10 protein-coding genes are annotated in these 11,992 nt (G+C 62.6%); 7 read left to right on the forward strand and 3 right to left on the reverse strand.

Annotated elements, in window-relative coordinates; all coding sequences use genetic code 11:
* Positions 1 to 3: 3 nt before the first annotated feature.
* From NPS56_RS27865 to NPS56_RS27875, 3 genes are read right to left on the reverse strand one after another with little or no spacing between them, the layout of a single operon-like run.
* Positions 4 to 1,401: a hypothetical protein gene (locus NPS56_RS27865; RefSeq protein ID WP_274077623.1), complete on the reverse strand. Its 1,398-nt coding sequence runs from the start codon at positions 1,399 to 1,401 to the stop codon at positions 4 to 6.
* Positions 1,398 to 2,807, reverse strand: coding sequence for an acetyl-CoA carboxylase biotin carboxylase subunit (gene accC / locus NPS56_RS27870; RefSeq protein WP_274077624.1), 1,410 nt, complete (start codon positions 2,805 to 2,807; stop codon positions 1,398 to 1,400). The genes NPS56_RS27865 and accC overlap by 4 nt, the downstream gene beginning before the upstream one ends.
* On the reverse strand, positions 2,807 to 3,271 hold the full coding sequence (locus NPS56_RS27875) for an acetyl-CoA carboxylase biotin carboxyl carrier protein (RefSeq protein ID WP_274077625.1): 465 nt from the start codon (positions 3,269 to 3,271) through the stop codon (positions 2,807 to 2,809). Before NPS56_RS27875 ends, accC begins: the two co-directional genes overlap by 1 nt.
* 197 nt (positions 3,272 to 3,468) lie before the next feature.
* Between NPS56_RS27875 and NPS56_RS27880 the strand changes: the two genes are divergently transcribed.
* The 7 genes from NPS56_RS27880 to NPS56_RS27910 all read left to right on the forward strand — a co-directional run bounded on the left by NPS56_RS27880 (position 3,469) and on the right by NPS56_RS27910 (position 11,963).
* Positions 3,469 to 3,693: an acetyl-CoA carboxylase biotin carboxyl carrier protein subunit gene (locus NPS56_RS27880; RefSeq protein WP_274077626.1), complete on the forward strand. Its 225-nt coding sequence runs from the start codon at positions 3,469 to 3,471 to the stop codon at positions 3,691 to 3,693.
* 5 nt (positions 3,694 to 3,698) lie between these two features.
* Complete coding sequence (locus tag NPS56_RS27885; RefSeq protein WP_274077627.1) at positions 3,699 to 4,409, forward strand: GntR family transcriptional regulator; 711 nt, start codon at positions 3,699 to 3,701, stop codon at positions 4,407 to 4,409.
* Between the two features lie 63 nt (positions 4,410 to 4,472).
* Entirely contained in the window at positions 4,473 to 6,032 is a 1,560-nt protein-coding gene (locus tag NPS56_RS27890; protein ID WP_274077628.1) for a class I adenylate-forming enzyme family protein, read from the forward strand.
* Positions 6,029 to 7,609 carry an acyl-CoA carboxylase subunit beta gene (locus NPS56_RS27895; protein WP_274077629.1) on the forward strand — a complete coding sequence of 527 codons (1,581 nt, stop codon included), beginning with the start codon at positions 6,029 to 6,031 and terminating at the stop codon, positions 7,607 to 7,609. The genes NPS56_RS27890 and NPS56_RS27895 overlap by 4 nt, the downstream gene beginning before the upstream one ends.
* Positions 7,610 to 7,671: 62 nt before the next feature.
* Positions 7,672 to 8,946: a spinster family MFS transporter gene (locus tag NPS56_RS27900; RefSeq protein ID WP_274077630.1), complete on the forward strand. Its 1,275-nt coding sequence runs from the start codon at positions 7,672 to 7,674 to the stop codon at positions 8,944 to 8,946.
* Positions 8,947 to 8,949: 3 nt separating this feature from the next.
* Positions 8,950 to 9,951, forward strand: a complete 1,002-nt coding sequence (locus NPS56_RS27905) for a YeiH family protein (RefSeq protein WP_274077631.1) — start codon at positions 8,950 to 8,952, stop codon at positions 9,949 to 9,951.
* 185 nt (positions 9,952 to 10,136) lie between these two features.
* Entirely contained in the window at positions 10,137 to 11,963 is a 1,827-nt protein-coding gene (locus NPS56_RS27910; RefSeq protein WP_337994711.1) for a DUF1302 domain-containing protein, read from the forward strand.
* Positions 11,964 to 11,992 lie beyond the last annotated feature (29 nt).

Genomic DNA, 11,992 nt, shown 5'->3' on the forward strand with positions numbered 1-11,992 from the left:
ATGTCACCCCTTGCTGTGTTCGAGATGGATGGACAGGCCGGGGCCTGTGACACTCAATACGGTGTAGTCGGGCCAGCGTTGCAGTAGCCCCTGCGTCAGGGCTTGTTCGGGTGTGCGCACTTCGTAGTGAAGCCGGTGCGCCGGCGGCAGCGCGGGGCAGCCGCAGACCAGTGCTGCCAGCGCCTCATCAGAGGCGGGCACTTCAATCGCACGGCACGGCTGCGCAACCGCGCCGATGCGTTGTTGCAGGCTGTTCAGCGACGTGTCGATCGGGCCGTAGCAGCCTTGCAGCCAGCGACGCAAGGTTGGCTGCAACGTGGCGTAGCGTGGGCCGCCGTCCAGATGCTCGAGCGCCTGTCGCGCAATGGCCCGGGCGAAAGGTTGCAACATCGGCGGATGGCCCAGCTCCTGGCGAATGCGCGTGCACTCGCGGGCAAACTCGAACAGATCGGCCAGGCGTCTGCGCTCACGCAACGCTTGCATGGCCTCGGCGGCGATTTCGCCCGGCAACTGGTGCTCGTATGGAGCCAGGTCGAAGGCCCAGGGCACACTTTCGGCAAAGCCTTCCTGATCCGCCACTGCAGCGAACTGAGCCTGGGCTTCTTTCAGACGATCCTGATCCGGGGGTTGCAGCGGCAATTGCAGCAGCGCCGCCGAACTGATCAACCGTGCCTGTGACGGTACCGAGGCACCGTTGGCGACACAGGGCAGCGCCGCATCGAGGCGGTCGATGCCAAGTCGAATCGCCTCCAGCGCCACCTGCGGGCCGAGACCGGTGTGGCAGCGGGTGTGCAAGTCCACAGGGGTTCCATCAGCGCCGCTACGCAGCGCTGCGAGCAAGCCGGGCAGGCGATCGACATGCAGCAGGCCGGCTTCGTCGCGCAGCATGATGCGCTGCGCACCGGCCTGGGCCAGCCGCGCCGCGCAGGCCGAGTAGTGGGCGTTGCCATGTTGATGATCGTCGACATAGGGCAGGGCGGCGATGGCGCTCAGGCCGTTCGCCAGTGCCAACTGCACCGCGTTGCCCAGGCGCTCGAAATCCAGCTGCGGATCGATCAACACCACCTCGCTGATGCCGGACCGGGCGAGCACCCGCAGCCAGCCGTCCAGCGTTTCGCCAGCGAGCACATCAATACGGCCATGGGCGGGCAGCAGGTTCACCGTGGCGCGCAGGGGCGTGCCATTGGCGCGTTCGCGCAGTGCCGTGAGGCGTTGCAGCGGATTTTCACCGCGACCCAGACATTGCGCGATCACGGCGGGACTCAATACCTCGATCGCCGCCAGCCGGGCGTGCCCCAGTGAACTCATGGTGCCGAGCAGCATCGCCGTGCCGAGGGCGCCGCCCCAGGCGGCGGTCTGGCCGTCGCTCAGGCTGACATCGACCAATGTTGTCATGCTCATGCGCGCTCCTTGGCTTGTTTCAAAGCCTGTTTGCGGGCAGGTACGAAGACGTCTTCGACCCAGCGCGTGGTGACCAGGCCCGCGACGAAGTCGGGGTGATCGAGCACGGCATGGTGGAAGCTGGCGGTGGTCGACAGGCCTACGACTTTCATGTCCTCCAGCGCCTTGCGCATGAGCACGATGGCCTCGTTGCGGGTCGGTGCATGCACGATCAGCTTGGCCAGCAGGGAGTCATAGAACGGTGGCACGGTGGCGCCGCTGTAGCAATGGGTATCGACCCGTACGCCCGGGCCCTTGGGTGGCAGCCATTCGCTCACCAGGCCCGGGCTTGGGAGGAAATGGCGGTCCGGGTCTTCGGCGTTGATCCGGCACTCGATGGCATGGCCGACCAGCTTGACGTCGGCCTGGCTGAACGACAGTGGCAGGCCGGCGGCGATGCGAATCTGCTCGGCCACCAGGTCCAGGCCGGTGATCATCTCCGTCACCGGGTGCTCGACCTGGATGCGGGTGTTCATTTCCAGGAAATAGAATTTGCCATCGCGGTCATCGACCACGAACTCGATGGTGCCCGCACCGAAATAACCGACATTGCGCGCCAGGCGTACGGCGCACTCGCCCATTTGTTCGCGGGTGTGCGGCGCGAGGCTGGGGGAGGGTGCTTCCTCGATCAGTTTCTGGTGCCGGCGTTGGGTCGAGCATTCGCGCTCACCCAGGTGCACAACATTGCCATGGCGGTCGCCCATGATCTGGATTTCGATGTGGCGCGCCAGTTCGATGAACTTCTCGACATACAAGGTCGGATCGCCAAAGGCCGCTTGTGCTTCCGAGGAAGCGGAACGGAAGGCGGCTTCGGCCTCATCGTCGCTGCGCACGATGCGCATGCCGCGCCCGCCGCCCCCGGCGGTGGCCTTGAACAGCACCGGGTAGCCGATGTCGCTGGCGATGGCGCGGGCAGTTTCTGCATCGGCCACGGCATCAGAGCCCGGCACCCGCGGTACTTCGGCTTTTTCCGCCAGACCGACGGCGGTGATCTTGTCGCCCATCGAATCAATGATTTCGGCCGATGGACCAATGAACGCAATGCCGGCATCTTCGCAAGCCTGGGCGAAGTGCGAGCGCTCGGAAAGGAAGCCATAACCCGGGTGTATGGCGTCGCAGCGCTGTTCCAGTGCCGTGCGCACCAGCAGGTCGGCGCACAGGTAGCTTTGCGCGGCCGGCGCGGGGCCGATGACCACGTACTCATCGGCCAGGCGCGCGGCCAGGCTGTCCTGGTCCGCTTCGGAGACGGCGGCAACCGATTCGATGCCCAGGGTTTTGCAGGCGCGCACGATGCGCACCGCGATTTCGCCACGGTTGGCGATCAAGACCCGGCGAATGTCGCGGGTTGCCACGGGAATGCTGCTCATCAACGTGCCTCCGGTTCAAGAATCATCAAAATCTGGTCGCGCTGCACCATCTGCAGGTCCTGGGCGACGATGCGCACGACGCGGCCTTTCACCGGCGACGCGAGGGTGTTGAAGAGTTTCATGGCTTCGACCAGGCACAGCGGCGTGCCTGCCTCCACCAGCGTGTTCTCTTCGACGAAGGACGGTTGGTCAGGGCTGGGTTTGCGATAGAAGGTGCCCATCATGGTGGCGCGTACGGCGATCTGACCGGCGGCGATTTCGGGTTCGCGAGTGGCCGCCACAGTGGCCGGCTGCGCTGGTTTTGCGGGTTTTACACCTTGCGCAGGCGCCTGGGACCGCTCGATCGTTCCCGACTTGCTGGCAGTCAGGGTGGTGTCACCGACGCGGACTTCCAGGAAGTCCAGATGCCTCGTGTGATCCAGTATTTCCAGGATTCTTCGTGCTTCTTTATGAGTGAGCGACATGCCTTCTGGCCTCTTGTTGTTCGAATTGCCTTGACGGATATGAACATCGATACGTAGGATTGTCAACAATCAGACAATCATGTAATTTGCTGATCGTGATCCAGGGCGTTTGCGCAGGCCTTCATCAAAAAGCGTAGCGCGCGGCGGCCAAGGGCTCGGTCATTAAAGAAATCAGTAGTGTTTTGGAGGGGGCGAGAATGAGTACAATCGCGGTTAAATCAGATGTCGCCGGAACGGTCTGGCAGATCCATGTCGGCGTGGGCGATGTCGTTGAAGAAGATCAGATACTCATCGTCATGGAATCCATGAAAATGGAAATTCCATTGATGGCTGTCGAGCCGGGGCGCGTTGTCAGCGTTCTAGTTGCCGAGGGCGACGTGGTGAAAGACGGCCAGGATGTCTTGCTTATGGAGTGCGATTGAAGTCTATGTCAATGAATGCAGGTTCGGCGTCGGCCGCCAAGGGCGGTAGTGCAATAGGTATCATGCGTGCGGGTCGCCAGCGCGTCCTGACGATGCCGGAGCAGATTGCCGAAAGCATTACGCTTGCGATTCTGCGAGGTGAATACGGGCCGGGCGATTCGGTGCGTGAACAGGAACTGGCCGACCACTTCCAGGTCAGCCGCGGTCCGATTCGCGAGGCCCTGCGCATTCTCGAGAAGGTCGGCGTGGTGACCATCGTGCCGCAGCGCGGCGCGCATGTGACCTCATTGAGCAGGCAAGAGATCGACAATCTGTTCGAGATCCGCGCGGTTCTGGCCGGTTTGCTGGCCAAATACCTGGTCGACCTGGATGGGTCGATCGTCAATCAAATGGACGCCATCGTTACCCGGCTCGAACTGATTGCCTCGCAAGCGGATGCCCTGGACGAGTATGCCCAAGGCAGTTATCGCCTGAGCACCCTGCTGTTCCAGTCCTGCGGCAACAAGCAGCTGGCAGAACTGATGGGGGCGCTGGGTATCCAGACCGCACGCTACACGCGGTTGGGCTTGCGTTCAGCGGAGCGTCGCCAGGCTTCCGCCAACCATTGGCGCCAACTGGTCGAAGCGCTCAAGCAAAACAGCAGTTCGGTTGCCGCGAACATGATGGTCGAGCTGATCAACGCTTCCCATCAAGCCGCATTGAATCACCTGGAATAATCCACACGGGGGCACAACACTCCCGAGTGCTGTGTCAGGTTGTCGACAATAAGACAAAAAATCATGACAAAAAAACGCACCGCAGGACTCATGCTCAGTTGGGCAGCCAAGCAACACCGGGGCCGCACCGCCCTGATCTTCGGCGAGAACGGCCTGACCTATGACCAGGTCGAGACGGGCAGCAACCGTCTTGCCCATGCCTTGATTGCCCTTGGGCTGCAGGTTGGGGAGCGCGTCGCCGTGCTGCTCAACAACTCGCCCGAGGCGATCGAGAGCGTTTTCGCGGTCGAGAAGGCCGGCCTGGTTTACGTGGCGCTCAATGCCCGGCACACCTTGGCCGAGCAGATCGCGATCCTCGACGACGCCGGCGCCAGCCTGCTGGTGGTGGGGCCTGAATTTCGCGAGATCGGCGAAGGCGTGCGTGATCGCGTCGCCGGTTTGCGCCAGGTGATAGCGCTCGATTGGCAGGCACCGCAGGTACTGGATTACCGCCAGTTGCTCGCCTCGATGCCAGCGCAGGCGCCGAATGTCCAGGTGTCTCCCGATGCCTTGCTGCGCATTGCCTATACCTCGGGCACCACCGGCAAGCCCAAGGGCGTCACCTACACGGTCAAGCGCTGGTATGAACGCCTGACCAACCATTTCTACGCCATGGAATACAGCCTGGGCGTGGAGGATGCGATGTTGCATGTCGGTCCCTTGACCCATGCCGCCGGCGTGCACCTGTTGCCCTGTTACTTGCGCGGGGCGCGCAATGTGATTCTCGAGAAGTTCGAGCCACTGGACACGCTGCAACAGATCCAGCGGCACCGGATCACGCAGATGATGTGCGTGCCGACCATGCTCACCCGGTTGCTCGACGCCCTCGACAGCGGCGCCGAAGCGGATCACTCGTCGCTCAAGTGCATCCATTACGGGACGGCACCGACCTCGGTCGACCTGATCCAGCGCGCCATCGCACGCTTCGGCCCGGTGATGCGCCAGCAGTACGGAATGACCGAGGCGGTCCAGCCGCTGGCGGTGCTGTATCCGCACGAACACGCCGAAGACGGCGTGCTGCGCTCCTGCGGCAAACCGACGGCCAATGTGCAGATCAGCGTGCGCGATATTCACGGCGCGGAACTGGCGGTGGGCGAGATTGGCGAGATCGCCATCGCTACCGACGGCATCGGCGAAGTGGCTTTCTGGCGCAGGCCGGATCTTGAAGCCGAAGCCATTCGAGATGGCTGGTACTACTCCGGTGATCTCGGTTACCTCGATGCCCAGGGCTTTCTTTATATCGTCGGGCGTAACAAGGACATGATCATTTCCGGTGGCTTCAACGTGTATGCGCGGGAAGTCGAGGATGCCCTGGAAAGCCATCCGCATGTACTCGAGGTGGCGGTCCTGGGCCTGCCCGACCCGGAGTGGGGCGAGCGTATCGCCGCCTTTGTGGTGCGGCGCGAAGGCGCCACGCTCGACAGCGAGACCCTGGGCAGCCATTGCGCGGCCCTGATCGCCGGCTACAAGAAGCCGCGCCTGATCGAATTCGTCGAGGCCCTGCCGCGCAACAACGCCGGCAAGGTGGTGAAGAACATTCTGCGCGATGACTATCTCGCGCGCCTGCAGAGGACATCATCATGAGCACGCCTGTTGCCCCTGAATGGTCGCTGGAACTTGCGGACATCCGCGCTCGCCGTGAAATCGCCTACGCATTGGGTGGCCCCGAAGCGGTGGAGAAACACCACGCCCAAGGCAAACTCACGGCCCGTGAGCGCATCGGGCATCTGCTCGATGGCGAAAGCTTCGAGGAGTTCGGCATTCTTGCAGGTGCGGTGAAGTACACCCCGGAAGGCAAGATGGCCTCGGCCACGCCGAGCACGGCAGTGGTGGGTGTGGGTCAGATCGATCGGCGGCGCACCGTGGTAGCGGCCGATGATTTCACCATTCGTGGTGGTTCGTCGGAGGCGGCGGTCGCTGAAAAGTGGATCTATGCCGATCGCTACGCCTGGGAATACAAGTTGCCGATCATCCGCATGATCGACAGCGCCGGCGGCAGTGTGAAGCTGCTCGACAAGCTCGGTCACACCAAGATCCCGGGCTATGCCTTGTTGCCGATCACCAACCTGCTGGGCGCGGTGCCGGTGGTCGGCATTGCCCATGGCGCCTGTGCTGGCCTGGGTGCGCTGCGGGTTGCCGCCTCGCACCTGTCGATCATGGTGCGTGGCCAGAGCCAGGTGTTCGCGGCCGGCCCGCCGGTGGTGAAGCAGGCGTTTGGCATCGATATCGACAAGAATGACCTGGGCGGTTACGACCAGGTGCATCGTCACAGCGGCATGATTAACCTAGCCGCCAACAGCGATGCCGAGGCGCTGGACTTGGCCAAGCGTTTCCTGTCCTACCTGCCGGGCAATGTCTGGGAGCAACCACCACGGGTGGCCTCGACCGACGCGCCCGGTCGCCGTGACGCCTGGCTCAACGACGCCATTCCCCATGACCGGCGCAAGATCTTCAACCCGCACAAGATCCTCAAGTCGCTGGTCGACAAGGACAGCCTGTTCGAGATGTCCCCGGATTTCGGCGCCTCGACCATCACCGCGTTCGCCCGCCTCAACGGCTATTCGGTGGGGATCATCTGCAACAACCCGCGCGTCGGCGGCGGTGCGCTGACCCGGGCGGCGGCGCTCAAGCAGACCCGCTTCATAGACCTGTGCGACACCTTTCACCTGCCGCTGATCTACCTGGTGGACCAGCCGGGCGTCATGACCGGTCAAGAGGCGGAAATGCAGGGCACGTTGATTGCGGCCATGCAGGCCGTGCATGCGATCGAACAGGCGAGCGTACCGGTCATCACCATTGTCCTGCGCCGCTGCGTCGGGCTCGCAGGTGCCATGGTCAGCCCCTGGCATGGCCCCACGGGCACGGCATTGCCGCACCGGTTTGCCTGGCCGTCGGCGCAGTGGGGTTCGATCCCGATCGAGGGTGGTGTCGCCGCTGCCTACAAGCAGGAAATCGCTGCAGCGGATGATCCGCTGGTGCGGCGCAAGGAACTGGAGGCCCATTACCAGGCCCTGGCTTCACCGCTGCGCACGGCCGAGCGCTTTGGCGTGATCGACATCATCGAGCCGGACAGTACCCGTCCGCTGCTGTGCAACTGGGTGGGTGACGCGTATCGCATCACCGCGCTTTCCCTTGGGCCGAAGCGGCGGACCATGCGCTAGTCCCCCTGGGACGGGTGGCATCGCGCCTTACCTTCATAAAAACAACTCAAAGGTACTGACGAATGTTCTGGAAAAAGAGTCCCTGTGCCGTCCTTGCGACGCTGATGGTGATCCACCTGCTGGCCCAGGTGGACCGCAATATCCTGCTGGGTTTCGCCCCGCAGATCACCGGTGAGCTGGCGATCAACAATGCGCAGTACGGTTTTCTGGTCGGCGCGGTGTGGGTGCTGAGTTATGGCGTGATGGCGGTGTTTCTCGGCGCCCTGGCCGATCGTCACAGTCGACCACGGGTGATTGGCGCGGGCATGCTGGTCTGGAGCGTCTGTACGGTGGCCTCCGGTTACGTCCAGAACTTCGAGCAAATGGTCGCGGCACGTTTTCTGGTGGCCACCGGAGAGGCTGCGCTGGTGCCCGCCGCCACGGCCCTGTTGATGGAGCTGTTCTCGGAAAAGCGCCGGGGCACCGCGGTGGGACTGTTTTACCTCGGCATTCCGTTGGGCATTGGCTGCAGCTTTCTGCTGGCGGGCACGCTCGGCGCTGCCCACGGTTGGCGCACCACGTTCCATTTCCTCGGCATCGCCGGGGTGATCATTGGCTTGCCGTTGATGCTGATGAGCGACAAACGCAGCCATTGCACGGTGCAGGAGCGGGGCGAACCCCTCGCCGCACAGATGGCCGCCGTGTTCAGTGAACTGCGCAGCAACCGCGTCGTGCGCTACACCGTGACCGGGTTCGTGCTGGCCCACCTGGCCTATCCGGGCATTTCATTCGCGCAACTGTGGATGACCCGGGAGAGGGGACTGGACCCGGCCTCGATTGCCATGACCCTGGGCGCGATGCAAATCGTATTCGGCTCGTTGGGCGCCTTGGCCGGCGGCATTCTGAGCGACCGCCTAGCCCCTCGTTTCAAGGGCGGCCACGGCAGTGTGCTGGCGTTGCTGATGTTGGTGTGCGCGCCGTTCATGATCGCTTATCGCCTGGTACCGGTGGATTCACCGCTGTTCTACGTGGGAATGGCGGTCGGCATCTTCATGCTGATGTCGCTCTACGGTTCTGCGACCACTGCCATTCAGGGCGCGGTCCCGGTGCGCATGCGTTCGACGGTCATGGGCTTCTCGATGCTGCTGCTCAACCTGTTTTCGGTAGCACTGGGCACCTTTGTCGTCGGCTGGGTCAGCGACGCCTTGACAGGTGCCGGAGCGGACTCGCCGCTGACCCATGTGCTGCTGGTCAGCGACATTCTCGCCCTGGTACTGGGTGGGTTTTTCTTTTATGTGGCGGCGCGTATCAAGCGTGGAAGCGCGTGTGCGATGCCGACAATGGGTATCAAGGTTTAGCTTATGGCCAGGTCCGCGGTCCTTCAATTGCAGTCGGTTACCAGCCTGTATCTACCGGGTGTGCTGGCGAGCATCGTGGTCGCCATTGCCGCGCGTTTCCTGGCTGACCAGTATCACGCGCCGGTGATGCTGTTGGCACTCTTGCTCGGCATGGCCATGAACTTTCTGGCGGCGGGGCCGAGCAGAGCCGGTATCGACTTCAGCGCCCGGGAAATCCTGCGCGTGGGCGTGGCCTTGCTGGGCTTGCGTATCTCGCTGGAGCAGATCGTGGCGCTGGGCTGGCATCCGGTGCTGATCGTGGTCGTGTCGGTGGTGGTCACCATCGTGGTGTCGATGCTGGCGGCGCGTGCCCTGGGCTTCAATGCACTGTTCGGCCTGTTGTCCGGCGGCGCCACCGCGATCTGCGGCGCGTCGGCGGCACTGGCCCTGGCGGCGGCGTTGCCGGGCCACCAGGCCAAGGAACGGGCGACACTGTTCACGGTCATTGGCGTGTCCAGCCTGTCGACCCTGGCGATGATCGTCTATCCGCTGATTGCCCGGGCACTGGACCTGGACCCGCTGCAAGCCGGGGTGTTTCTCGGCGCCACCATCCATGACGTCGCCCAGGTGGTCGGTGCCGGGTACAGCATGTCCCATGACATCGGCGATACCGCCACGGTGGTCAAGTTGATGCGTATCGCCATGCTGCTGCCGGTGATTGTCTGCGCGGTGTTGATCACCCGCGTCCAGGGCGGGCAGGGCACGGGTGAGCGGCCACCGTTGTTGCCCTGGTTCGCCGTGGCATTCGTGGTGCTGGCGACGGTGACCAGCCTGGGTTGGTTGCCCCCGGTGGTGCAGGGCCTGGGCAATCAATTGTCCAGCTGGTGCCTGGTCGTGGCCATCAGTGCGCTGGGGATGAAAATCCAGTTGAAGGAACTGGCCACGGTGGGGTTCAAACCCATCCTGTTGATGGTCGGTGAAACGGTGTTCTTGCTGGGGTTGGTGTTGATGATGATACGACTCTGAAGTTGAGTCTGGTCGTTCAATAACGCGGATGTACTGACACCGGCGCTATTGACTGGATCTCGTTGAATGAATTGAACGCTCCCCTGACGGGGTTATGAGTGGTGGGCACTGTCATGCCCGAATTTTGAATAGCCAGGTGTATTTCCATGAACGCAAAACAACAACAAAAACCACAGAGACAACCGATGCGGGTAATCAAGACTCATGGTGCTGGCGTGTTCGAGCCAACGCTGCTGGCCTCGGCGCTGTTCATCGCCATGTTGCCGGCGGCACAGGCTTTTGAATTGAACACCGGCAGCGAAGACTGGACCGTGCGCTTCGATAACACCTTGAAGTTCAACTACGCCCAGCGGGTCGAAAGTGCTAACAGCAAGTTGGCCAATTCATGGAACAACAACGACGGCAACCGCAACTTCTCCTCGGGCAGTGCGGTGTCCCAGCGCCTGGATGTGCTGTCCGAACTGGACGTGACGTACCAGAAGAAAGCCGGTTTTCGCATCAGCGCCAACAGCTGGTACGACCATGCCTACGACAATGTCGGCAGTGACAACGCGGCGACCAACCAGCTCAACGATGGCCGGCCGGATTCGCGCCACGTCAGCGGTTATGTCGATCGTTACTACAACGGTCCATCGGCCGAGATCCTCGATGCCTTCGTCTTCGGCAGCACAGAAATCGGCGAAGATTCGATCCTCAGCGCCAAGCTCGGCAAGCACACCCAGTACTGGGGCGAAAGTGTCCTGGCCTTTGCCCATGGCAACAGCTACGGCCAGTCTGGCCTGGACATTACCAAGGCGTTGGCGGTGCCCGGCACCGAAGCCAAGGAACTGTTCATCCCGCGCAATCAGTTGTCAGTCAGCTTCACGGTCAACCCGGAACTGACCCTCGGCGCGCAGTACTTCCTCGATTGGGACGCTTCGCGCCTGCCGGAGTCCGGTACCTACCTGGGCTTCAACGACGGCATCCAGAACGGCGGGCACAACCTGTCGCTGATCGGTGGGCAGAATCCGTTCTTTGGAGCCCCAGGCGCGATCGGTGCCAACCAGTTCCTGCGCCTGAGCAATGGCCATACCTTCGAACCGGACAAGCGCGGCGACTTCGGCCTGATGGCCAAGTGGAGCCCGGAATGGCTCGACGGCACGCTCGGCATCTACTACCGCAACACGTCCGACATCCTGCCCAACCTGGTGCTGCAGCCGACCGCTGTCGGCCCGGCCCAACTGATCTCCGGCAACATCGGCAGCTACAACCAGTTCTACGTCGACGACATCGATATCTATGGCATCAGCCTGTCGAAAAGCGTCGGCGACGTCAGCGTCGGCTTCGATCTCAACTACCGGGAAAACATGCCCCTGGCCAGCGTCGCCGGTACCGTCAGCCCGGCCGCGGCAGCTGCCGGCCGGCCAGGCTTCATTGGCGGCTTCGATGGCGAAGACGGCGTGGCCCGCGGCAACACCGTGCATGCGGTGCTCAACGGCCTGACCACATTTGGCGACACACCGCTGTGGGACAGTTCTTCATTGCTGGTCGAGCTCGGCTACAGCCGCTGGCTGAAGGTGACCGACAACAAGCAGCTGTTCAAGGGCGAGGACTGGTACCGCGGCACCGACAAGGTGACCAAGGACAACTACATCATTGGGGTCAACTTCAACCCGACCTGGTACCAGGTCTTCCCGGGCATCGATATGTACCTGCCGATGACCTACAACGTCGGCCTCAACGGCAATTCCGCCGTCCAGTTGGGGGGCAACGAAGATTCCGGCAGCTACTCGGTCGGCGTCGGCTTCGACGTGCACAACCAATATCGCTTCGACCTGAAATACGTGGACAACTTCGGTCCATTCGACACTTGCAGTTCGCCAGGCAGCGCTGGCAGCCAGGGAGAAGGCGCTGCGCCGGGTGCCAACGGGCAGTACAACTGCACGCCCGGGCAAACCACCGCCTTTGGCGGTACACCGGCCCAGCTCAAGGATCGCGGCATGGTAACGGCCACCTTCAAGACAACTTTCTGATTCGCGATTGCTTAAAAGCAATCAGGAGA

The organism is Pseudomonas putida, from assembly GCF_028682635.1.
GTDB lineage: Bacteria > Pseudomonadota > Gammaproteobacteria > Pseudomonadales > Pseudomonadaceae > Aquipseudomonas > Aquipseudomonas putida_AE.

Coding starts and splice junctions, on each gene's coding strand:
- NPS56_RS27865 (WP_274077623.1), bottom strand. CDS start 1,401: ATGAGCATGACAACATTGGTCGATGTCAGCCTGAGCGACGGCCAGACC.
- accC (WP_274077624.1), bottom strand. CDS start 2,807: ATGAGCAGCATTCCCGTGGCAACCCGCGACATTCGCCGGGTCTTGATC.
- NPS56_RS27875 (WP_274077625.1), bottom strand. CDS start 3,271: ATGTCGCTCACTCATAAAGAAGCACGAAGAATCCTGGAAATACTGGAT.
- NPS56_RS27880 (WP_274077626.1), top strand. CDS start 3,469: ATGAGTACAATCGCGGTTAAATCAGATGTCGCCGGAACGGTCTGGCAG.
- NPS56_RS27885 (WP_274077627.1), top strand. CDS start 3,699: ATGTCAATGAATGCAGGTTCGGCGTCGGCCGCCAAGGGCGGTAGTGCA.
- NPS56_RS27890 (WP_274077628.1), top strand. CDS start 4,473: ATGACAAAAAAACGCACCGCAGGACTCATGCTCAGTTGGGCAGCCAAG.
- NPS56_RS27895 (WP_274077629.1), top strand. CDS start 6,029: ATGAGCACGCCTGTTGCCCCTGAATGGTCGCTGGAACTTGCGGACATC.
- NPS56_RS27900 (WP_274077630.1), top strand. CDS start 7,672: ATGTTCTGGAAAAAGAGTCCCTGTGCCGTCCTTGCGACGCTGATGGTG.
- NPS56_RS27905 (WP_274077631.1), top strand. CDS start 8,950: ATGGCCAGGTCCGCGGTCCTTCAATTGCAGTCGGTTACCAGCCTGTAT.
- NPS56_RS27910 (WP_337994711.1), top strand. CDS start 10,137: ATGCGGGTAATCAAGACTCATGGTGCTGGCGTGTTCGAGCCAACGCTG.